Annotated in this window: 21 protein-coding genes and 1 pseudogene; 8 read left to right on the top strand and 14 right to left on the bottom strand. The window is 71.0% G+C overall.

The window, feature by feature from the left end; translation table 11 throughout:
• Position 1 precedes the first annotated feature (1 nt).
• The 5 genes from NH2_RS02945 to hsaA form a co-directional block, all read right to left on the bottom strand.
• The gene (locus NH2_RS02945; protein ID WP_067649169.1) at positions 2-547 is read right to left on the bottom strand and encodes a YdeI/OmpD-associated family protein; all 546 of its coding nucleotides are present in this window, start codon (positions 545-547) and stop codon (positions 2-4) included.
• Positions 548-626: 79 nt separating this feature from the next.
• Positions 627-1,196, bottom strand: coding sequence for a 3-hydroxy-9,10-secoandrosta-1,3,5(10)-triene-9,17-dione monooxygenase reductase subunit (gene hsaB / locus NH2_RS02940; RefSeq protein ID WP_067647800.1), 570 nt, complete (start codon positions 1,194-1,196; stop codon positions 627-629).
• Positions 1,193-2,098, bottom strand: a complete 906-nt coding sequence (gene hsaC, locus NH2_RS02935; protein WP_067647797.1) for an iron-dependent extradiol dioxygenase HsaC — start codon at positions 2,096-2,098, stop codon at positions 1,193-1,195. The genes hsaB and hsaC overlap by 4 nt, the downstream gene beginning before the upstream one ends.
• Positions 2,098-2,976 carry a 4,5:9,10-diseco-3-hydroxy-5,9,17-trioxoandrosta-1(10),2-diene-4-oate hydrolase gene (gene hsaD / locus NH2_RS02930; protein ID WP_067647794.1) on the bottom strand — a complete coding sequence of 293 codons (879 nt, stop codon included), beginning with the start codon at positions 2,974-2,976 and terminating at the stop codon, positions 2,098-2,100. Before hsaD ends, hsaC begins: the two co-directional genes overlap by 1 nt.
• Before the next feature lie 11 nt (positions 2,977-2,987).
• Positions 2,988-4,151: a 3-hydroxy-9,10-secoandrosta-1,3,5(10)-triene-9,17-dione monooxygenase oxygenase subunit gene (gene hsaA, locus NH2_RS02925; RefSeq protein ID WP_067647791.1), complete on the bottom strand. Its 1,164-nt coding sequence runs from the start codon at positions 4,149-4,151 to the stop codon at positions 2,988-2,990.
• 197 nt (positions 4,152-4,348) lie between these two features.
• On the opposite strand from hsaA, the gene NH2_RS02920 reads away from it, so the two are divergent.
• Entirely contained in the window at positions 4,349-5,545 is a 1,197-nt protein-coding gene (locus NH2_RS02920; protein ID WP_067647788.1) for a 3-ketosteroid-9-alpha-monooxygenase, oxygenase component, read from the top strand.
• Positions 5,545-5,874 carry a hypothetical protein gene (locus NH2_RS02915; RefSeq protein WP_084505174.1) on the top strand — a complete coding sequence of 110 codons (330 nt, stop codon included), beginning with the start codon at positions 5,545-5,547 and terminating at the stop codon, positions 5,872-5,874. The genes NH2_RS02920 and NH2_RS02915 overlap by 1 nt, the downstream gene beginning before the upstream one ends.
• A gap of 101 nt (positions 5,875-5,975) precedes the next feature.
• On the opposite strand, the gene NH2_RS02910 is transcribed toward NH2_RS02915, so the two are convergent.
• Together NH2_RS02910 and NH2_RS02905 are read right to left on the bottom strand one after the other, a co-directional pair.
• Positions 5,976-6,695: a DUF427 domain-containing protein gene (locus NH2_RS02910; RefSeq protein WP_067647785.1), complete on the bottom strand. Its 720-nt coding sequence runs from the start codon at positions 6,693-6,695 to the stop codon at positions 5,976-5,978.
• Between the two features lie 22 nt (positions 6,696-6,717).
• Complete coding sequence (locus tag NH2_RS02905; protein ID WP_067647782.1) at positions 6,718-7,317, bottom strand: TetR/AcrR family transcriptional regulator; 600 nt, start codon at positions 7,315-7,317, stop codon at positions 6,718-6,720.
• Between the two features lie 81 nt (positions 7,318-7,398).
• Here NH2_RS02905 and NH2_RS02900 point away from each other — a divergent pair, with 81 nt between their 5' ends.
• Entirely contained in the window at positions 7,399-8,286 is an 888-nt protein-coding gene (locus tag NH2_RS02900) for an alpha/beta fold hydrolase (protein WP_067647780.1), read from the top strand.
• 9 nt (positions 8,287-8,295) lie between these two features.
• Here the strand turns inward: NH2_RS02900 and NH2_RS02895 are convergent, their stop codons facing one another.
• The 6 genes from NH2_RS02895 to NH2_RS02870 all read right to left on the bottom strand — a co-directional run bounded on the left by NH2_RS02895 (position 8,296) and on the right by NH2_RS02870 (position 15,302).
• Positions 8,296-9,513 (bottom strand): MFS transporter, encoded by a 1,218-nt coding sequence (locus tag NH2_RS02895; protein WP_067647777.1) that lies wholly within the window; start codon positions 9,511-9,513, stop codon positions 8,296-8,298.
• Between the two features lie 109 nt (positions 9,514-9,622).
• Positions 9,623-10,657, bottom strand: coding sequence for an acyl-CoA dehydrogenase family protein (locus NH2_RS02890; RefSeq protein WP_067647774.1), 1,035 nt, complete (start codon positions 10,655-10,657; stop codon positions 9,623-9,625).
• A gap of 25 nt (positions 10,658-10,682) precedes the next feature.
• Positions 10,683-11,663, bottom strand: a complete 981-nt coding sequence (locus tag NH2_RS02885; protein WP_067647771.1) for an acyl-CoA dehydrogenase family protein — start codon at positions 11,661-11,663, stop codon at positions 10,683-10,685.
• The gene (locus tag NH2_RS02880) at positions 11,660-12,799 is read right to left on the bottom strand and encodes an acyl-CoA dehydrogenase family protein (protein ID WP_067647768.1); all 1,140 of its coding nucleotides are present in this window, start codon (positions 12,797-12,799) and stop codon (positions 11,660-11,662) included. The genes NH2_RS02885 and NH2_RS02880 overlap by 4 nt, the downstream gene beginning before the upstream one ends.
• On the bottom strand, positions 12,799-13,746 hold the full coding sequence (locus tag NH2_RS02875; RefSeq protein ID WP_067647765.1) for an enoyl-CoA hydratase: 948 nt from the start codon (positions 13,744-13,746) through the stop codon (positions 12,799-12,801). Before NH2_RS02875 ends, NH2_RS02880 begins: the two co-directional genes overlap by 1 nt.
• A complete protein-coding gene (locus tag NH2_RS02870; protein ID WP_067647762.1) occupies positions 13,746-15,302 on the bottom strand; it encodes a FadD3 family acyl-CoA ligase in 1,557 nt (518 codons plus the stop codon). The genes NH2_RS02875 and NH2_RS02870 overlap by 1 nt, the downstream gene beginning before the upstream one ends.
• Positions 15,303-15,358: 56 nt before the next feature.
• On the opposite strand from NH2_RS02870, the gene NH2_RS02865 reads away from it, so the two are divergent.
• From NH2_RS02865 to NH2_RS02850, 4 genes are all read left to right on the top strand, one after another.
• Positions 15,359-16,561, top strand: a complete 1,203-nt coding sequence (locus NH2_RS02865; RefSeq protein ID WP_067647759.1) for an acyl-CoA dehydrogenase family protein — start codon at positions 15,359-15,361, stop codon at positions 16,559-16,561.
• 140 nt (positions 16,562-16,701) lie between these two features.
• A complete protein-coding gene (locus NH2_RS02860) occupies positions 16,702-17,499 on the top strand; it encodes an SDR family oxidoreductase (RefSeq protein WP_067647756.1) in 798 nt (265 codons plus the stop codon).
• Between the two features lie 34 nt (positions 17,500-17,533).
• Positions 17,534-18,148, top strand: a complete 615-nt coding sequence (locus NH2_RS02855; protein ID WP_174552792.1) for a TetR/AcrR family transcriptional regulator — start codon at positions 17,534-17,536, stop codon at positions 18,146-18,148.
• 8 nt (positions 18,149-18,156) lie between these two features.
• Positions 18,157-19,323, top strand: a complete 1,167-nt coding sequence (locus NH2_RS02850) for an acetyl-CoA C-acetyltransferase (RefSeq protein WP_067647753.1) — start codon at positions 18,157-18,159, stop codon at positions 19,321-19,323.
• Positions 19,324-19,430: 107 nt separating this feature from the next.
• Here the strand turns inward: NH2_RS02850 and NH2_RS02845 are convergent, their stop codons facing one another.
• Positions 19,431-19,844, bottom strand: coding sequence for an ESX secretion-associated protein EspG (locus tag NH2_RS02845; protein WP_281202005.1), 414 nt, complete (start codon positions 19,842-19,844; stop codon positions 19,431-19,433).
• 133 nt (positions 19,845-19,977) lie between these two features.
• Between NH2_RS02845 and NH2_RS02840 the strand changes: the two are divergent.
• A pseudogene (locus NH2_RS02840) lies at positions 19,978-20,119 on the top strand (glycosyltransferase family 2 protein); the annotation flags it as partial.

Raw genomic sequence — 20,119 nt, 5'->3', positions numbered from 1 at the left:
GTCACGCCCGCAATTCCGCGAGCACCTTCCGCACCTGGTTCGCCCGCCCGACATCGGTTCGCGCTTTGGTCACCCGCAGGGAGAAGCCGTAGCGCGCACTGCGCCCCAGCGTGTCGAACCGGTCCCGGGCAACCGGGTCATCAGCCAGCGCGGCGGCCAGCGCCGCATGCGTCTCGCCACTCCGCTGCGGGGGATACGCCGCCGCCCAACGCCCATCCGCCCGTGCCGCCTCGATCGCCGCGAACCCGGCAGGCTGCATCCTCCCGGCTGCGATCAACGCCTCCGCCTTCGCCACATTCACCGCCGACCACGGGCTGCGCGCCCGTCGCGGGGAGTACCGCTGCAGGTAGTGCTCGCCATCGCCACCTCGCCGATGGCTGTCGATCCAGCCGACGCACAGCGCCCCGTCCAGCGCTTCGGTGATCGTGACGCTCGCCCGCGCGGCCCCCTTCTTCGCGATCCGCAGCCACACCTCGCCGGCCCCCTCGTGGTTCTCGGTCAGCCAACGCTCCCATTCGGCGGCATCCGCGCACTCGATGATTTCCATGTACTCCATGGTCCGCGGATAAGTGCTCATCCTGTGAACACTTTCCTAGCGAGAGTCGAGTTCCGGAGGTGGCTCGACCTCACAACCAGGTATCCAACGTCGTGGTGGTGAGAAAGTGCTCGAGATCCGCCCGCCAGGGCGCGGGCACCGTCTTCTCCGGTTCGATGGCGCTGTACTGCCCCCGGTAGAACAGCAGCGGCCGCCCCGACTCGCCCACCTCGGCGAGCGAGAGCACCCGCCCGATCACGATCCAGTGATCCCCGCCGTCGACCACCCGATCCACCGAGCACTCGATGGTGGCCAGCGCATCGTCCAACACGGGAAGCTCCAACGGAGAACGGTGCCACGCCGCCCCCGCGAACTTGTCCTGTTCCCGCGACCCGAAGCGGGCACAGAGCTCCCGCTGCTCCTCGGCGAGCACGTTCACCGCGAACCGCCCCCGCTCCTCGATCGCCGCCCACGACCGGGACGCCTTGCCCGGGCAGAAGAGGACCAAGGGCGGGTCGAGGGAGAGCGCCGCGAAGGACTGGCAGGCGAACCCGATCGGCGCGTCGTCCGCACCGAAGGTGGTGATCACGGTGATCCCGGTGCAGAACTGCCCGAGGACGTTCCGAAACGCCCGCCCGTCGATCTCCGGGTACTCGCTCATTGCTCGCGGAACCCGATCGTGAAGTCGTGCCCCCACAGGCTGACCGCGGTGGACTCCCGCGCGATCCAGTCGTCGTCCTCGACTTCCAGCCCCTCGCAACCGAATTCGATATCGAAGCCGCCCGGCGTCTTCATGTAGAAGGACAGCATCTTGTCGTTGACGTGCCGCCCGAGCGTGGCCGACATCTTCACCTTCCTGCGCAGCGCGCGGTCCAGCGCGAGCCCGACGTCGTCGGCGCTCTCCACCTCGAGCATGAGGTGCACGATGCCGCTCGGCGTCGGCTGCGGCAGGAAGGCCAGCGAGTGGTGCCGCGGGTTGCAGCCGAGGAAGCGCAGCCAGGCGGGTTCGCCGTCGGCGGGGCGGCCGACCATCTGCGGGGGGAGCCGCATGGAGTCGCGCAGCCGGAAGCCGAGGACATCGCGGTAGAACTCCAGCGCCGCCTTGTCGTCGGAGGTGCTGAGCACCACGTGCCCGAGCCCCTGCTCCTCGGTGACGAAGCGGTGCCCGTACGGGCTGACCACCCGGCGGTGCTCCAGCGCGACGCCGTGGAACGCCTCCAGCACGCTTCCGCTCGGGTCCTCGAACCGAATCAGCTCGTAGACCCTGCGATCGGCCAGCTCGGCGGCGGTGCCCTCCTTGTAGGGCACGCCTGCGGCGTCCAGCCGGGCGCGGATGTCCTGCAGTTCCTCGGCGTTCGCGGTCTCCCACCCGGAGACCTGCAGCCGGTCCTGCTCGCCGGGCACGATCACCAGCCGGGCCGGGAATTCGTCCATGCGCAGGTAGAGCGAGTTCGGGTCGGTGCCCTTCCCCTCCACCATGCCGAGCACCTTGAGCCCGTACTCGCGCCAGGCGACCACGTCGGTGGCCTCGATGCGGAGGTAGCCGAGGGAGCGGATGCCCATCACTTCTCCTTTACGCCGGCCAGGAAGTCGATCGCCAGCCGGTTGAACTCGTGAAATTTCTCCAGCTGCGCCCAGTGCCCGCAGCCGCCGAAGACGTGCAGCTGCGCGCGCGGGATGGACTTGAGCGCGACCAGCGCGCCGTCCAGCGGGTTCACCCGATCCTCGCGGCCCCAGATCAGCAGCACCGGCTGGCGCAGCCGGTAGGCGTCGCGCCAGAGCATGCCCTTCTCGAAGTCGGCGCCGGCGAAGGACTTGCCCATCGCGCGGGTGGCGGCCAGCGACTCCGGCTCGCTCGCCGAGGCGAAGCGCTCCTCGACCAGCTCGGGGGTGATGAGCTTCTGGTCGAAGACCATGATCCGGAGAAACGCCTCCAGGTTCTCCCTGGTCGGCTCGTAGTTGAAGGTGCCGAGCAGTTTGACGCCCTCGGTGGGGTCGGCGGCGAAGAGGTTGGTGCTCAGCCCGCCGGGGCCCATGAGGATGAGCTTGCCCGCGCGCTCGGGGTAGTCCAGCGCGAACCGCACCGAGGTGCCGCCGCCGAGCGAATTGCCCAGCAGGTGTACGCGGTCGGTGATGCCGAGGTGGTCCAGCAGGTCCTTCAGCGCCGACGAGCTGTGCACGAAGTACTGCGGGTGCTCGGTCGGCTTGTCCGACCTGCCGAAGCCGGGCTGGTCCACGGCGAGCACGTGGAACTCGCGCGCCAGCACCGGGATGTTGCGCGCGAAGTTGGACCACGAGGAGGCGCCGGGGCCGCCGCCGTGCAGCAGCACGATCGTCGGGCCGTTGCCGACGCCTGCCTCGTGGTAGTGCAGCTTCAGGTCCGGCCGCACCTGCGCGTACCGGGAGGTGGACTCGTAGGTGAGTTCCGCCGTCGAGGTCACGTGTGTCTCCCCTACACCATGGCGTCGTTGATCGGCAGCCCGAACTCGTGCGTGCCGAACATCTGGTAGGCCCGCTCCGGGTCGTTCGCCGCGTGCACCCGGCCCGCGTGCGCGTCGCGCCAGAAGCGCTGCAGCGGCGTGCCGTTCGAGAGCGCGGTGGCCCCGGCGCTCTCGAAGAGCCGGTCGATCGAGGCGATGGCGCGGCCGGTGGCGCGCACCTGGTCGCGGCGGGCCCGGACCCGCAGGTCGAACGGGATCTCCCCGCCGGCCTTCAGGATCGCGTACTCGTCGGCGACATTGCCGGAGAGCTGGCGCCAGGCCGCGTCGATATCGCTGGCCGCCTCGGCGATCCGCACCTTGGCGAACGGATCCTCCTTGGCCTTCTCGCCCGCGTAGGCGGCGCGCACCCGCTTGCCCTGGTGCTCGACGTGCGCGTCGTAGGCGCCGTAGGCCATGCCGACGATCGGCGCCGAGATAGTGGTGGGGTGCACGGTGCCCCACGGCATCCGGTAGACCGGGTCGGTGTTCTGCGCCAGCCCGGGCGCGGTCAGCTCGCTCATCGCCCTGAAGCTGAGGAAGCGGTGCCGCGGTACGAAGACGTCCTCCACTACGACGGTATTGGAGCCGGTGCCGCGCAGCCCGACCACGTTCCAGACGTCGTCGATGCGGTAGTCGTCGCGCGGGATCAGGAAGGAGCCGAAGTCCACCGGCTTGCCGTCCTTGATCACCGGGCCGCCGAGCACCGCCCAGCTGGCATGGTCCGAGCCGGACGACCAGGCCCAGCTGCCCTTGACGAGGTAGCCGCCGTCGGTGACGGTGCCGATGCCCATCGGGGCGTACGAGGAGGAGATCCTGACCTCGGTGTCCTCACCCCAGACGTCCTCCTGGGCGCGCTGGTCGAAGAGCGCCAGGTGCCAGTTGTGCACGCCGATGATGCCGGACACCCAGCCGGTGGAGCCGCACGCGCTGGCGATCTTGCGCACGGTGTCGTAGAAGACGACCGGGTCGGCCGCGTGGCCGCCCCACTGCTTCGGCTGTAGCAGCCGGAAGAAGCCGGTCTCCTGCAGCGCCTTCACGGACTCGTCCGGAAGGCGGCGCAGATCCTCGGCCTCCTGCGCGCGCTCGCGCAGCGTCGGCAACAGTGCTTCGACCCGTTCGGTCACTTCCTGCGTCATGTCCGGACCTGCTCCTGCCTGGTCGATCGGTAACCGGTACTCATCACCCCTGAGACTAGAACAGGTTCTTATTTATGTCGAGAACAGGACGCGGGTGCAGGTCGCCGCTGGGCGAAAGCGGGAGACCTGGGCCGACGCTGGCGCTGCGGCCCACAGTTTTGTAACGTGTTCTAGTAGTGAAGGAGGAGGATTCGCGAATGGCAGACACCTCAACTCGCGGCGGCAAGGTGCGGGAGCTCGACGTCGGCACGGTTCCGACCCGCTACGCGCGGGGCTGGCACTGCCTCGGGCTGGCGAAGAACTTCCGCGACGGCAAGCCGCACGCGGTCCAGGTCTTCGGTACCAAGCTCGTGATCTGGGCCGACGGCAGCGGCGAGCTCCGCGTGCTGGACGCCTACTGCAGGCACATGGGCGGCGACCTGAGCATGGGCGAGGTCAAGGGCGACGACATCGCCTGCCCGTTCCACGACTGGCGCTGGTCGGGGACGACCGGCAAGTGCACCGAGATCCCGTATGCGCGGCGGGTGCCGCCGCTGGCGCGGACCCGCAAGTGGACGACGCTGGAGCGCAACGGCCAGCTCTTCGTCTGGCACGACCACGAGGGCAGCCAGCCGCCGGATGACGTCACCATTCCGCACATCGTCGGCCCCTACACCGACGCCGACGGCAACGCCACCGAGCAGCTGGACAGCGGCTGGACCGACTGGACCTGGAACTCGATGCTGATCGAGGGCGCCAACTGCCGCGAGATCATCGACAACGTCGTCGACATGGCGCACTTCTACTACATCCACTACGCCTTCCCGACCTACTTCAAGAACGTCTTCGAGGGGCACATCGCCACCCAGTTCCTGGAGACCAAGGGCAGGCCGGACATCGGGATGGCCTCCAAGTACGGCGGCGACACGCTGCTCAAGTCCGAGGCGTCGTACTTCGGCCCCTCGTACATGATCAATCCGCTGGTCAACATCTACAGCGGGTACGAGGTCAAGAGCGTCCTGATCAACTGCCACTACCCGGTGACCCAGGACTCCTTCATGCTCCAGTGGGGGATCACCCTGCTCAAGCCGGACGGCGTCGAGGGCGAGACCGCCGACAAGCTGGCGGCCAAGATGACCGAGGGCATCAGCGTCGGCTTCCTGCAGGACGTGGAGATCTGGAAGCACAAGTCCAAGGTGGAGAATCCGCTGCTCTGCGAGGAGGACGGGCCGGTCTACCAGCTGCGCCGCTGGTACGACCAGTTCTACGTGGACCTCGCCGACGTCACCGAGAAGATGACCCAGCGCTACGAGTTCGAGGTGGACACCGCCAAGGCGAACGAGTACTGGGAGGCCGAGGTGGCGGAGAACCTGCGCCGCCAGCAGGAGGCCGGGCCGCAGGAGGCGAGCGTCTGATGGCCGCCACCTGGGCCAAGGCTCCCGATTTCGCGGACCGGCCGGAGCGGCGGGCCGAGGTGCGGGCCCAGACGGTGGTGGACAAGCGGCGCTATCTCGAGGACGGCCTGACACCGCTGCGGTGTCAGGCCTGCGGCACCGAGGTCCGGGTGCGCAAGGCGAGTGAGCGGCAGACCTCGATCGAGTGGACCGAGCCGCCGCAGGAGCGGTGCCCGGTGTTCGCGCGGCTGAGCGAGGGCGGGTACGGGCCCGGGCGGCCGGAGGGGTGCGAGAGTCTCGCCAAGACGATCCGCTGGGCGGTCGAGGAGGGCGTGCTCGAGGTGCAGTGACGGCGCGGCCGGTGTTGCCCTGAGGTTTCGCGGAACCAGCCGCCCTCGGGGTGCGGGTCCAGATCGAGCGTCTCGGCCAGCGGCGGGCGCATGGATTCCGCTCAGGAGAACGGGCTCTGCGGGCGATCCTGCCGCACGCCGTCGATGACGATGTCGACTTTCTCGTTGTAGAAGCAGAGCAGCCCCGCGATCTTCTGGCTCTCCGGCAGCGGGGTCCGGTAGCCCCAGACGATGTCGCGGTGCTCGACGCCGTCCACCGTGACCGTCCAGTAGTCGGCGGTGCCCTTGTACGGGCAGTTGGTGCGCGTGGCGCTCGGGGTGAGCAGCTCCAGCCGCACGTCGGCGAACGGCAGGTAGTACCGCGGCGGCAGCGAGGTCTCGAAAAGGATCCGCGGGGAGCGGGATTCGGCGAGCACGGTGCCGTCCAGCTCGATCCGCACGTGCTTGGAGCTGGCCAGCACGTCGACCCGCTTGTACGGGTCGCGCGGGTGCACGTAGACCGGCTCGTCCTCCTCCAGCCACTCGTCCATCGCGGGCCACTCCAGCCGCACGTGGTCCGGCACCGCGCTCCAGCGCAGCGCCGCGCCGGGTGCGCGCACGCCGTCGAGCAGGACGTCGTACCTGGTCCCGGTGCCGAGGAGGTCGTGCGTCTCGGTCGCGCCGGTGGGTGCCAGCTCGGCCTGCAGGTCGGCGAGCGGCAGGTAGTAGGCCGGGTAGTACGGAATCTCCCAGACCAGCAGCGGGGTCGCGGTGTCCGCGACGGGGCGACCGGCGAGGTAGGCGCGCACGCGTTTGGGGCTCGGCTCGGAGCGGAGGCTCATGACCCCCGACGGTACTCCCGGGTCAGGGCGGGAGCAGCCGGTCCAGCAGGCGGTCGAGGAGGAGTTCGGCGTGCTCCGGGGTGGCGAAGCCGCTCAGCATGCCCTGGGCGAGCCCGCCGACCGCGGCGACCAGCAGTTCGGCATCGAGCGTGATCGTCTCCATCCGCGCGGCGGTGCCCCTGCGCAGCCGGGCCAGCTGCTGGGCGGCGGCGTCCACCATGTACCTGGCCGGGCCGTTGCCGATGCTGTTCTCCACCTCGGCGCGGCCGAGCCGGGCGGCCTGGAAGGCGCCGAGGATCAGCACCTCGTCGCGGCGGGTGTCGTCCAGCGGGAGCAGCTCGGCGAAGGTGGTGCGCAGCACCGCGCGCGGGCTCGCGTCCGGGCCGAGCGCGGTGAGCCCGGTGGCGAGCCTGGCCCCGGCATCGGCGAGCACCGCCTGGTGGGTGGCGATCAGGAATTCGCGCTTGGTGCCGAAGTAGTACTGCACCAGCCGCACCGAGATCCCGGCCTCGGCCGCGACGGACTGGAAAGTGGCCGCGGTCAGCCCGTCCCGCGCGATCACCCGCCTGGTGGCGTCGGTGATCTGCTTCCGGCGCTGTTCGTGGTCCGCGAGCCGAGGCATTCGTCCACCTTTTCCGAAGGCATACTGTTCGGCGAGGCAGCCGATATGATACGACGGTACCACCATGTGTGAGGAGCGGTGATGGCGATCAGAGCGGGACACTTCGGCAGCGCGAAGGCGCGGGAGAAGTTCGTCGCCGCCTACCGGGCCGCCGAAGCACTGTATCCGATCCCGTGGCGAGATCTCGAGGTGTCCACCTCGTACGGCCCCACCTATGTCCGGAGCTCGGGAGACGGCACCGGAACCCCGCTGGTGCTGATCCACGGCTTCCAGGGCAACAGCCTCATGTGGAGCCCGGTGATCGAGCGGCTGGCCCGCCGCCGCACCGTCTACCTGCCGGACATCATCGGCACGCCCGGCCGCAGCGTGCAGACCGAGCCGATCGTGCGCGGCGCCGAGATGGCGCGCTGGCTCGGCGAGGTGCTCACCGGGCTGGAGCTGTCGCGCGCGCATCTCGTCGCCTTCGCGCACGGCGGCAGGCTCGCCGGGATGCTCGCCGGGCAGAGCGACATTCCCGCCAGCCTCACCCTGATCGAGCCGGGCTCGGTGCTCGTCCCGGTGCGCACCGTGCTGCTCGCCCGCATGGTGCTCGCGGGCATCCGGCCGACCGCCGGCCGCACCCGCAGGCTCCTCGCCCACCTGCAGCCCGGCGTCCCGATCGCCGCCGAGGACGCCGAGCTCGCCACCGCCGCCACCCCCTTTCGCATGTCGCTGCCGTACGCCAGGGTGCTCGCCGACGCCGACCTGGCCGCCATCGCCACCCCCACCCTCGTGCTCTGTGGCGGCGGCACCGTCCTCTACGACCCCGCCGCGGCCGTCAAGCGGGCCCGTGCGCTCATTCCGAATGTGGAGACCGAGGTTTTTCCCGAGGTCTCGCACGGCTTGCTCGCGGAGGTTCCGCGCAGCGCCGCCACCCGCCTCCTGCAGTTCGCGGCGCTGCACGACGCGCGCCGGGCGGTGGGCGCATAACCATGCGGATCAGTCGCCGACGGTGACGGCCCTCGCCTCGTCGACGCTGTGCGGCGCCGGCTCGTGCTCGTCGATGTGCGCGAGCGCGGAGCGGCCCGCGAAGAGCACGCCGACGGCGGCGGCGGTGAGCGCGGCGCCGAGCCAGAAGGGGAGTGCGGTGCTGTGCTCGCCGAGCTTGCCCGCGAGGTAGGGGGCGGCGGCGCCGCCGGCGAAGCGGACGAAGCTGTAGGCGGCGGATGCGGTCGAGCGCTCGACCGGGGCGGAGATCATGACGGCCTCGGTGATCAGGGTGTTGTTCACGCCGAGGAAGAGCCCGGCCAGCACGGTGCCCGCGATGAGCACCGGCTTGGAGTCGGCGTAGAGCGCCATGACCGCGAGATCGGTGGCGAAGAGGCCGATGGCGGCGTACATCACGGGCAGGGTGCCGTAGCGGCGCTGGAGCCGCGGCGCCAGGAAGACCGAGGAGACGGCGAGCAGGATGCCCCAGCCGCAGAAGATGAAGCCGATCGCGTAGGTCCCCATGTCCAGCGGGAACGGGGTGTAGGCGAGCAGCGTGAAGAAGCCGAAGTTGTAGAGCAGCGCGGTCAGGCTGACGACCAGCAGGCCGCGGTGGCGCAGCGCGCGGAACGGCGCGCTGATCGAGGTGTGGTGCGTCGGCTTCGGGCCCTCCGGCAGCAGCACGAGGATCGCGACGAAGGCGATGGCCATGAGCACCGAGACGCCGAAGAACGGCCCGCGCCAGCTGATTCCGCCGAGCACCCCGCCGACCAGTGGCCCGGTCGCGATGCCGATCCCGAGCGCGGCCTCGTACAGGATGATGGCCCGCGCGACGCCGCCGCTGGCCGCACCGACGATGGTGGCGAGCGCGGTGGCGATGAAGAGCGCGTTGCCGAGCCCCCAGCCCGCCCGGAAGCCGACGATCTGCGCGACCGTCCCCGACATCCCGGCCAGCGCCGCGAAGACCACGATCACCGCGAGCCCGGCGAGCAGCGTCCGCTTGGCGCCGAACCGGCTGGAGACAACGCCGGTGACCAGCATGGCGACCCCGGTCACCAGCATGTAACTGGTGAACAGCAGCGAGACCTGGGACGGCGAGGCGTGCAGCTGCTCGCCGATCGGCTTCAGGATGGGATCCACCAGTCCGATGCCCATGAAGGCGATGACGCTGGCGAAGGCGACGGCGTACACCGCCCTCGGCTGCCTGGTGCGTTCGGGAGTGCTGCTCATCGGGAGACCTCATCGCGTGTCGACGGCTGATCGCGGCGCCGTGGTCACGCGGCATGCCGCACACAGATAATTATTACCTAAGCTAACTATCTGTGTGCGGTGAGCTTGCTCACCCGGCGCGGGACGGCCGCCGGGCGGTGCCGAAGAGCTGGGCGTCGGCGTGCGCGCGCTTGAAGAAGAGGTGCGCGTCGTGCTCCCAGGTGATGGCGATGCCGCCGTGCAGCTGAATGGATTCCGCCGCCACCGCGGAGAAGGCGGCGGTGCTGTGCGTGCGCGCCACCCAGACGTCCTCGGCGGTGCTCTCCGCGCCGGTCGCGAGCGCGGTGGTGGCGGCCAGCACGGTGGATTCGGCCGATTCGACGAGCACGTAGAGGTCGGCCATGCGGTGTTTGAGCGCCTGGAAGCTGCCGATCGGGCGGCCGAACTGCACCCGCGACCTGGTGTACTCGACGGTGCTCTCCAGGCAGCGCGCGGCCGCGCCGACCTGCTCGGCGGCGAGCGCGGTCCAGGCGATCTCGCGGAGCGCGACCGGGTCGGCCGCGCCGATGCGGCGGCCGGTGACCCCGTCGAACTCGACCTCGCTCACCCGGCGGGTGGGGTCCATGGTGGCGATGGTGCGGACCGCGGTCGGCTCGGCCTCGTACAGCCCGGCGTCGGTGAGTACCAGGTGGGTGCCCGCGCCCGCGGCGTCGAGGACGTAGTGCGCGGTGCCGTGCAGGACGTCGCTGTCGGCGCGGACCCCGGGTGAGTCCCAGCCGCGGGCATCGGCCCAGCTCACGGCGAGCGTGCGGGTGCCGTCGGCGACCTCGGGGAGCAGCCGGGCGCAGGTCTCGGTGTCGCCTGCCAGCAGCAGCGCCTGGACGCCGAGGACGGCGGAGCCGAGCATCGGCACCCCGGCCAGCGTGCGGCCGAGTTCGCCGACCACCAGCAGGGATTCGGTGAGCCCCGCGCCGATTCCGCCGTACTCCTCGGGGATGGCGAGCGCGGCGACGCCGATCTGCTCGCAGAGCAGGCGCCAGAGTTTCTGGTCGTAGCCGAGGTCGGTGTCGAGGGCGGCGCGCACCGCGGCGGAGTCGGCGTGCCGGGTGAGCAGGGCACGCACCGATGCGCGGAATTCCTCGAGCTCGTCGCTCACGCGAGCCACCTTCCGATCCGGGTGCCGTCCTCGCTCATGCCGTTCCTCGCAGGGCATCGGCGATCCTGGACCGGTGGAAATCGGCGGTGCCCCATGCGCTCCGGAGCGCCCGCACCCGGGTGATCCAGAGCGAGAGGTCGTACTCGGCGGTGTAGCCGATGGCGCCGTGCACCTGCAGCGCCACCCGCGACGCGAGGTACGCGGCATCCGCGCAGGTGAGCAGCGCTGCGGAAACGTCGCGGGCGCGAGTCGGCGCACCGGTGGTGAGCGCGGCGCGCAGCAGCAGCGGCTCGGCCAGGTCGAGCGCGATGAGCACATCGGCGAGCTGCTGCTTGACCGCCTGGAAGCTGCCGATCGGCGCGCCGAACTGCTTGCGCTGCTTGGCGTACTCGGTGGTGGCGTGCAGCAGCGCCTTGCCCGCGCCGAGCAGCTGCGCGGCGGCGGCGAGCGCGCCGTGGTCGAAGCCGGTGGCGATGGCGGTGCGCACCGCCTCGCCTTCGGCCAGCACCTCGCCTGGCCGCACCCGGAAGAGCCGGCGCGCGGGGTCGACCGAGCGCACCGGCTCGCCCACCGTGCCGCGGCTCAGCCGGGGGCCGTCGGCGACGAGCGCGGTGTCCGCGATATCGGCGTCCAGCGCCAGCGGTTCGCCGAAGGCGACGGTGCCGAGCGCGCCCGCCGCCAGCCCGGGCAGAATCTCGGCTGCCACCTCCGGCAGCGCGGGGAGCAGCGCGGGAATGGCCGCGGCCGATTCCACCAGCGGCCCGGGCGCGGCGGCCCGGCCGATCTCCTGGAAGGCCACGAGCAGGTCCACCGGCTCGGCGCCGAGCCCGCCGTGCTCCTCCGCGACGGCGAGCCCGAGCACCCCGGCGTCGGCCAGGCCGCGGACCAGCGCGAGCCCCGGCCCGGTGTCACCCGCGGCCCAGCTCCGGACGGCGGCCGGGGTGCGGCCCGCCTCCAGGAGTCTGCGCACGCTGGCCCCGAAATCGGTCTGCTCCGGGCTGAGCGCGAACCTCATCGGCTCCCTCTCGGTAGTCCGAGCAGCCGCTCGGCGATGATATTGCGCTGGATCTCGTTGGTACCCGCGTAGATCGGGCCCGAGATGGCGAAGAGGTAGCCGTCGGTCCACGGCCCCGCCTGCTCGGCGGCGCCGCCGAGGACGTCGAGCGCGGTCTCGTGCATGGCCACGTCCAGCTCGGACCAGAAGACCTTGGTGATCGAGGACTCGGCTCCGAGCTTGCCGCCCTCGGCCAGCCTGGTCACGGTGCCGAAGGTGTGCAGCCGGTACGCCTCGGCCCCGATCCAGGCGTCGACCACGGCATCGCGCTGGGCGGTGTTGGCCCGGTCACCCGCGGTGCGCCACAGCTCAAGCAGCCGCTCGGCGGTGGCGGTGAACCGGCCGGGGCTGCGCAGCGAGAGGCCGCGCTCATTGCTCGAGGTGCTCATGGCGACCCGCCAGCCCTCGTTCGGCGGGCCGATCACGTCGGCGTCCGGCACGAAGACCTCGTCCAGGAAGATCTCCGCGAACCCGGCCTCGCCGTCCAGCTGCGGAATGGGCCGCACCGAGACGCCATCGGCGTCCAGCGGGAACATGACGTAGGTGAGCCCGCGGTGCCGCTCGGCGGTGGGGTCGCTGCGGAAGAGGCCGAAGGCGCGGTCGGCGAAGGAGGCGCGGGAACTCCAGGTCTTCTGCCCGCTGAGCAGCCAGCCGCCGTCGGTGCGCGTGGCGGTCGAGCGGATGCCTGCGAGGTCGCTGCCCGCCTCCGGCTCGGACCAGGCCTGCGCCCAGATGTCGTCGCCGCTGGCCATGCGCGGCAGGATGCGGTCGAGCTGCTCCGGGGTGCCGTGCTCGAAGAGCGTCGGGGCCAGCAGGAAGATGCCGTTCTGCGCGACCCGGCCGGGTGCGCCCGCGGCGTAGTACTCCTGCTCGAAGAGGACCCACTCCAGCAGCGAGGCGTCGCGGCCGCCGTGCTCGTATGGCCAGGAGACCACGGAGAACCTGGCGTCGGCGAGGGTGTGCTCCCACTCGCGGTGTGCCTCGAAGCCTTCGGCGGTGTCCATCGATGGCAGCGGGGTGCGCGGTGCCGACTCCGCCAGGAACTCCCTGACCTCCTGCTGGAAGGCGCGCGCGGTGTCGTCCAGATCCAGGTCCATCAGGCTGTCCCGTCCCGCTGCGCGGTGTCGCCCGCGGAGCGATCGGCTGTCCCGCCCCCATTCTGCTGCGCGGCGTCGCCCGCCGGACGCGTCGCGGTGTCGCGCATGGAGCGGGCGTTCATGCCGCCGAGCGCATCGGCCCCGACCTCGGCATTGTGCGCGTGCGCGAAGTGGTGCAGCCCGAAGACCGAGTCCATCCCGGTCCGCATGCCCATGAGATCCTCGGCCTGGTTCACCGCCTTCTTGGTGAGCGCCAGCCCGAACTGCGGCATCTGCGCGATCTTCTCGGCCAGCGCGGTCACCTCGGCCTCCAGCTCGGCGCGCGGCACCACCCGGTTCACCATGCCCCACTCCCTGGCCTGCGCCGCGCCGAAGCGGTCGCCGGTGAAGAGGAACTCCTTGGCCGCGCGCGGCCCGATCATCCACGGGTGCGCGAAGTACTCGACGCCGGGAATGCCCATGCGCACCACCGGATCGGAGAAGAAGGCATCGTCCGAGGCGACGATGAGGTCGCAGACCCAGGCCAGCATGAGCCCGCCCGCGATGCAGGCGCCCTGCACCTGCGCGATCATCGGCTTGGGGATCTCCCGCCAGCGCCTGCACATGCCGAGGTAGACCTCGGACTCGCGGGCGAAGCGCTGGTCGCCGCCGCTGCGGTCGACGTGGTCCCACCAGAGCACGGCCTTGTTGTCGTAGTGCACGTGGTGGTCCCTGCCTGGCGTGCCGATATCGTGCCCGGCGCTGAAGTGCTTGCCATTGCCCGCCAGCACGATCACGGTGACCTCGGCGTCGGAGACCGCGCGCTGGAAGGCGGCGTCGAGCGCGTAGGTCATCACCGAGTTCTGCGCATTGCGGTAGTCGGGCCGGTTCATCGTGACGACCGCGATCGGGCCGCGCCGCTCGTAGGTGACCACCTCGCCCTCGTCGGGCACACCGTCAGCGGACATCACGAAATCTCCTCACGTAGGCGACGTTTCAGCACCTTGCCTGCGGCGCTGTAGGGCAGCTGGTCGCGGAACTCGACGAAGCGCGGCACCTTGAAGTTGGCCAGCGCGCCGGTGGCGTGCGCGAGCACCTGGTCCGCGGTGAGCAGCGCGCCGGGTTTGCGCACCACGTACGCCTTGCCGACCTCGCCCATCCTGGCATCCGGCACGCCGATCACCGCGGACTCCGCGACCCCGTCCAGCCGGGCCAGCACCTGCTCGATCTCGGCCGGGTACACATTGAAGCCGCCGCAGATGTACATGTCCTTGAGCCGGTCGGTGATCGTCAGGTAGCCGCGCTCGTCGACCGCGCCGATATCGCCGGTGTGCAGCCAGCCCTCGGCATCGATGGTCTCGGCGGTGGCCTCCGGATCGTCCAGGTAGCCGAGCATGACATTCGGCCCGCGCAGCAGCACCTCGCCGGAATCGGCCAGCCGCAGCTCGAAATCGGCGATCGGGCGGCCGCAGGTGCCGGAGATGGTGGCCGGGTCGTCGTCCGGGCGGCACATGGTGCCGAAACCCGCCGCCTCGGAGAGGCCGTACGCGGTGAGCACCACCTCGAAGGCCAGCTCGTCGCGCATGCGCTCGATGAGCACCACCGGGACGGTGGCCGCGCCGGTCACCGCGACCCGCAGCGTGCTCAGGTCGAACTCCCCGCGGTCCGGGAAGTCGAGGATGGTCTGGTAGATGGTGGGCGGGCCGGGCAGCACCGAGATCTGCTCGTCGCTGATCAGCCGCATGGCCTGCGGGACGTCGAAGACCGCCTGCGGCACGATGGTCGCGCCGGTCAGGACGCAGGCGAGGATGCCGGCCTTGTAGCCGAAGTTGTGGAAGAACGGGCTGATGATCAGGTAGTTGTCGGCCTGCCGGAGGGTCGCGCACGCCACCCAGCCGCGCACCACGTCGAGCGCCTGCCGGTGCGCCACCAGCGTCCCCTTGCTGCGGCCGGTGGTGCCGGAGGTGAAGAGGATGTCGGCGATATCGTCCGGGGTGACGGCGTCGGCGCGGGCCTCGACCGCCGGGCGCGGGGTCTGCTCGGCGAGATCGCCCAGGTCGTCCCAGTGCAGCGCGCCTTCGGCGGCGGAGCGGGGGGCTTCCGGGTCCACCGGGATGACGACGACCGACGGGATATCGAGCCGCGGCGCCGCCGCGCGGAGTTCGGCCAGCCGGTCCCGGCCAAGGAACGGCCCGGCGACGAAGAGCGCGGCCGCGTGCACCCGCTCCAGCACATCCGCCGCCTCGGCCGCGACATACCTGGTGTTCAGCGGGACCAGGGCCGCGCCCGCGTACTGCGCGCCGAGCGCGGCCGCCACCCAGTGGTGGGTGTTCGGTGCCCACATGGCGACCCGATCGCCGGGCTCGACGCCGCGGGCGATCAGCGCCCCCGCCACCCGGCGCACCTCGTCGAGCAGGTCGTTCCAGTCGAGCCGCGCCGAGCCGTCGGCGATGGCGGGGGCGGCGCCGAACTCGGCCGCGGCCGCCCTGAGCGCGGCCGGAATGGTCCTCGCCGAGGTGCTCACGAATGTCCTCACCGTCGAAGCTACAAAGCAAGTGCTTGGTAGGTTACCCTAGCGGCGTGGGTGCGATCCAGACCTCAGAATCCGGCACGGCGGCTCCCGGCGGGGCCGATTCCGGCGATGCCGCCTTCGCCCGTGAGGTGCGCGAGTGGCTGGCCGACAATCTGTCCGGCGAGTTCAGCGCCCTGCGCGGGCTCGGCGGCCCCGGCCGCGAGCACGAGGCGCACGACGAGCGGCTGGCCTGGGACCGGCACCTCGCCGCCGCGGGCTGGACCTGCCTCGGCTGGCCGGCCGAGTACGGCGGCCGGGACGCGAGCGTGCGCAGGCAGGTGATCTTCCACGAGGAGTACGCCAAGGCGAACGCGCCCGCGCGGGTCTCACACGTGGGGGAGGAGCTGCTCGGCCCGACGCTGCTCGCCTTCGGCACCGAGGAGCAGAAGCAGCGCTTCCTGCCCGGCGTCCGGAATGTCACCGAGCTGTGGTGCCAGGGCTACTCCGAGCCCGGCGCCGGCTCCGACCTGGCCGCGGTGAGCACCGCCGCCCAGCTCGACGGCGACGAGTGGTCGATCACCGGCCAGAAGATCTGGACCTCGCTGGCGCACGTGGCCGACTGGTGCTTCGTGATCGCCCGCACCGAGAAGGGGTCGAGCAGGCACAGGGGCCTCTCCTACCTGCTGGTTCCCATGGACCAGCCGGGGATCGAGGTGCGCCCGATCATCCAGCTCACCGGGACCTCGGAGTTCAACGAGGTGTTCTTCGACAATGCCCGCACCGCCGCCGACCTGGTGGTCGGCGAGCCGGGGCAGGGCTGGCGGGTGGCCATGGGGACGCTCGCCGTCGAGCGCGGCATCTCGACGCTCGGCCAGCAGATCCGGTTCGAGCGCGAGCTGGCCTCGATCGAGGAGCTGGCGCAGCGGTCGGGGGCGGCGGAGGATCCGGCCATCGCGGCCAGGATCGACGATGCCTGGGTCGGGCTGCGGGTCCTGCGCGCACACGCCCTGCGCACCATGGGCCACAGCGGCGACGAGGGCGGGCAGGCCTCCGTCGGCAAACTGCTCTGGGCCAACTGGCACCGCTCGCTCGGCGAACTCGCCATGGCCGTGCGCGGCCCCGCCGGGCTGCTCGCCGCCGACGACCTGGACGAATGGCAGCGGCTGTACCTCTTCACCCGCGCCGACACGATCTACGGAGGTTCGAACGAAGTGCAGCGCAATATCATCGCCGAGCGGGTGCTCGGACTTCCCCGCGAGGCCCGGCCGTGAGCGACGGGCGCGAAGGCGGTAGCTCGCGTGCCCACGAAGCGCCCCGCGGAGGCCGCGAAGATGCAGCCGTGAGCGACGGGCGCGAAGGCGGCAGCACGGATGGCCGCGACGGGCCCCGCGGAGGCCGCGAGGATACAGCCGTGGGCGGCCCGCTCTCCGTCGCGCCGGAACCGGTCGCGGGCCACGGGCTGCTGACCGGGCGCACGGCCGTGGTCACCGCGGCCGCGGGCACCGGGATCGGCTCGGCGACCGCGCGCAGGCTGCTCGCCGAGGGGGCCGACGTCGTGGTCTCGGACTGGCACGAGCGCAGGCTGGGCGCGACCAGGACCGCGCTGGCCGCGGAGTTTCCCGAGCGCACGATCGGCGCCGTGGTGTGCGACGTGCAGAGCACCGAGCAGGTCGACGCCCTGATCACCGGCGCCGCCGCCGAACTCGGCCGCATCGACATCCTGGTCAACAATGCCGGGCTCGGCGGCGAGACCCCGGTGGTCGACATGGACGACGCCCAGTGGGACCGCGTCCTCGACATCACCCTGAACGGCACCTTCCGCTGCACCCGCGCCGCGCTGCGCTACTTCCGCGAGGCCGGGCGCGGCGGCGTCATCGTGAACAATGCCAGCGTGCTCGGCTGGCGCGCCCAGTACGGCCAGGCGCACTACGCCGCGGCCAAGGCCGGCGTCATGGCGCTGACCAGGTGCAGCGCGGTGGAGGCGGCCGAACTCGGGGTGCGGATCAATGCCGTCTCGCCGAGCATCGCCAGGCACGCCTTCCTGGACAAGACCAGCTCCACCGAGCTGCTCGACCGCCTCTCCGAGCGTGAGGCCTTCGGCCGGGCGGCCGAGCCGTGGGAGGTCGCCGCCACCATCGCCATGCTGGCCAGCGACTACACCAGCTACCTGACCGGCGAGGTGGTCTCGGTCAGCAGCCAGCGGGCATGAGCGGCGCTCGACCAAGCAAATGCTTGGTTGTATTATGAGCCGGGTGACCGCTCCCGATGCCACGAAGCCCAATCGGCGCGCCGAACTGCTCGCGCTCGCCGCCGAGCTCTTCGCCGAGCGCGGGCTGCGAGCCACCACCGTCCGCGATATCGCCGATTCCGCGGGAATTCTCTCCGGAAGTCTCTACCACCACTTCGATTCCAAGGAATCCATGGTGGACGAGATCCTCCGCGGCTTCCTCGACGATCTCTTCGGCCGCTACCGGGAGATCGTCGGCGCCGGCCTCGGCTCGCGGGACACGCTGGAGGCGCTGGTCCGCAGCTCCTACGAGTCGTTCGACCGCTTCCACGCCGCGGTCGCCATCTACCAGACCGAGGCCAAGCGGCTCCGCGGCTCCGAGCGCTTCGCCTACATCGAGGAGTACAACCGCGAGTTCCGCGCGCTCTGGCACCGGGTGCTCACGGCGGGCGTCGCCGACGGCACCTTCCGCGCCGAGCTGGATGTCGAGCTCGCCTACCGCTTCCTGCGCGACACCGTGTGGGTCGCCGTCCGGTGGTATCGCCCCGGCGGCCCGGTCACGGTCGAGAACCTCGCCAAGCAGTATCTGACCATCGTGCTCGACGGGCTCACCGCCCCCGGGCACAGCTAGGAGTTCCGATGTCCGCACCCCGCCGCGCCCTCGACGCCTACGTCGTGGACGCCGTCCGCACCCCCGTCGGCAAGCGCAATGGCGCGCTCGCCCAGGTGCACCCCGCCGACCTCGGCGCCACCGTGCTGCGCGGCCTGCTCGACCGCAACCCCGTCGACCCCGCGCTGGTCGACGATGTGATCGTCGGCTGCGTCGACAATGTCGGGCCGCAGGCGGGCAATATCGGCCGCACCATGTGGCTCACCGCCGGGTACCCGGAGGAGGTGCCAGGGGTCACCGTGGATCGGCAGTGCGGGTCCAGCCAGCAGGCCATCAACTTCGGGGCGCAGGCCATCATGAGCGGCACCGCCGAGGTGATCGTCGCCGGCGGCGTGCAGAACATGAGCGCGATCCCGATCTCCGCCGCCATGCTCGCGGGGAAGGAGTACGGCTTCGATTCGCCGTTCGTCGGGGCGAAGGGGTGGGATCACCGGTACGGGACCGACGAGGTGTCGCAGTTCCGTGGTGCGCAGCTGATCGCCGAGAAGTGGGGGATCAGCCGGGAGGACATGGAGCAGTGGGCCCTTCGCTCGCACGAGCGCGCTCGGGATGCCATCAAGAACGGGCGGTTCGACAACGAGATCGTTCCCGTTGGTGACTTCCACATCGACCAGGGTCCGCGCGAGACCACGCTCGAGAAGATGGCCTCGCTGCCTGCCCTGGCCGAGGGCAGCCCTTTGACCGCGGCTGTAGCCAGCCAGATCTCGGACGGTGCCAGCGCGACCCTGCTCGCCTCGGAGTGGGCGGTGCAGGAGTACGGGCTGAAGCCGCGGGCCCGCATCCACCACGTTTCCGCCCGCGGCGCCGACCCGATCTTCATGCTCACCGCGCCGATTCCGGCTACCAAGTGGGCGTTGGAGAAGACCGGGTTGACGATCGATGACATCGACGTGGTCGAGATCAACGAGGCGTTCGCGCCGGTGGTGCTGGCCTGGCTGAAGGAGACCGGGGCCGACCCGGACAAGGTGAACGCCAATGGCGGTGCCATTGCGCTCGGGCACCCGCTCGGTGCTACGGGGGCCAAGCTGTTCGCCACGCTGCTGAACGAGTTGGAGCGGCGGAACGGGCGCTATGGGCTGCTCACCATCTGCGAGGGCGGTGGCACCGCCAACGCCACCATCATCGAACGGTTGTGACTTCGGCGAGACGGGCAAACCCAGAGGTTGATGAGCAGGAGCAGGGCGTGGGACCGCAGCGTCACGACCGAGGAGAGATCGCCTGCGAGCGCCGGGAGGGGCTCTGGTCAGCCCGAGGCACGCGCGTTCTCGCGGTGCCACCGCTGGGCGCGGACCGCGCGGCGCTCGATCTCGGCGATCATGGCATCCGCGCTGAGCGGGGTGGCTTCGATCGGGTCGCCGGTGCGCACCAGGTAGCGGCCGTCGTCGTAGTCCATCCACCAGAAGCTGTCGCCGGGGGTGGGGCGGGCGTCGAGGGCGGGACCGGCGAAGACGGCGATCTCGCCGAGTGCGCGGCGCGGGCGGGCGAAGACGCGGTCGAGGCGGGCGATGGGGCCGTCCGGGGCGCGTACCGGGCGATCGCGGTCGGCGCGAATGTCCATGCGCGGCAGGCGGATCGGGGGCCGGGTGCCGGGCGGATGAGCCGGTAGCGCCGCGGCGGCTGTTTCTGGCACCTCCCGGGCGCGGCCGTAGCGGAGCACGATGTCGGCGCCGGTGTCCGGGGTGGGGCCGGGCTCCGTGGATCAGCGTTGCGCCCGCATTCGCCCGGATCGCGCCGTGGAAGCGCACGACCTGGGCCGGGGCGGTGTGGTCCGGCCCCTTGATCTCGATTCAATCTTCTTCCAGTGGGACGACGTCGAGTACGGCGTGCGCGCGCGGGAGCACGGTTTCGTCACCGTGACCCTGCCGAACGCCGCCGTCTGGCACGCCGACTTCTACTGGAAGGCTACGACGACTGGGCNCGCTACTTCAGCAC

The sequence above is a fragment of the Nocardia harenae NBRC 108248 genome (genome assembly GCF_001612885.1).
Classification (GTDB): Bacteria; Actinomycetota; Actinomycetes; order Mycobacteriales; family Mycobacteriaceae; genus Nocardia; species Nocardia harenae.
Note: the sequence above shows the minus strand (reverse complement) of the source record. Positions and strands in the feature narration are given on the sequence as shown.

What these genes read in the sequence shown, in the direction of transcription:
- NH2_RS02945 (WP_067649169.1), bottom strand. Translation starts at nt 547, where the DNA reads ATGGAAATCATCGAGTGCGCGGATGCCGCCGAATGGGAGCGTTGGCTG.
- hsaB (WP_067647800.1), bottom strand. Translation starts at nt 1,196, where the DNA reads ATGAGCGAGTACCCGGAGATCGACGGGCGGGCGTTTCGGAACGTCCTC.
- hsaC (WP_067647797.1), bottom strand. Translation starts at nt 2,098, where the DNA reads ATGGGCATCCGCTCCCTCGGCTACCTCCGCATCGAGGCCACCGACGTG.
- hsaA (WP_067647791.1), bottom strand. Translation starts at nt 4,151, where the DNA reads ATGACGCAGGAAGTGACCGAACGGGTCGAAGCACTGTTGCCGACGCTG.
- NH2_RS02920 (WP_067647788.1), top strand. Translation starts at nt 4,349, where the DNA reads ATGGCAGACACCTCAACTCGCGGCGGCAAGGTGCGGGAGCTCGACGTC.
- NH2_RS02915 (WP_084505174.1), top strand. Translation starts at nt 5,545, where the DNA reads ATGGCCGCCACCTGGGCCAAGGCTCCCGATTTCGCGGACCGGCCGGAG.
- NH2_RS02910 (WP_067647785.1), bottom strand. Translation starts at nt 6,695, where the DNA reads ATGAGCCTCCGCTCCGAGCCGAGCCCCAAACGCGTGCGCGCCTACCTC.
- NH2_RS02905 (WP_067647782.1), bottom strand. Translation starts at nt 7,317, where the DNA reads ATGCCTCGGCTCGCGGACCACGAACAGCGCCGGAAGCAGATCACCGAC.
- NH2_RS02900 (WP_067647780.1), top strand. Translation starts at nt 7,399, where the DNA reads ATGGCGATCAGAGCGGGACACTTCGGCAGCGCGAAGGCGCGGGAGAAG.
- NH2_RS02895 (WP_067647777.1), bottom strand. Translation starts at nt 9,513, where the DNA reads ATGAGCAGCACTCCCGAACGCACCAGGCAGCCGAGGGCGGTGTACGCC.
- NH2_RS02885 (WP_067647771.1), bottom strand. Translation starts at nt 11,663, where the DNA reads ATGAGGTTCGCGCTCAGCCCGGAGCAGACCGATTTCGGGGCCAGCGTG.
- NH2_RS02880 (WP_067647768.1), bottom strand. Translation starts at nt 12,799, where the DNA reads ATGGACCTGGATCTGGACGACACCGCGCGCGCCTTCCAGCAGGAGGTC.
- NH2_RS02875 (WP_067647765.1), bottom strand. Translation starts at nt 13,746, where the DNA reads ATGTCCGCTGACGGTGTGCCCGACGAGGGCGAGGTGGTCACCTACGAG.
- NH2_RS02855 (WP_174552792.1), top strand. Translation starts at nt 17,534, where the DNA reads ATGAGCCGGGTGACCGCTCCCGATGCCACGAAGCCCAATCGGCGCGCC.
- NH2_RS02850 (WP_067647753.1), top strand. Translation starts at nt 18,157, where the DNA reads ATGTCCGCACCCCGCCGCGCCCTCGACGCCTACGTCGTGGACGCCGTC.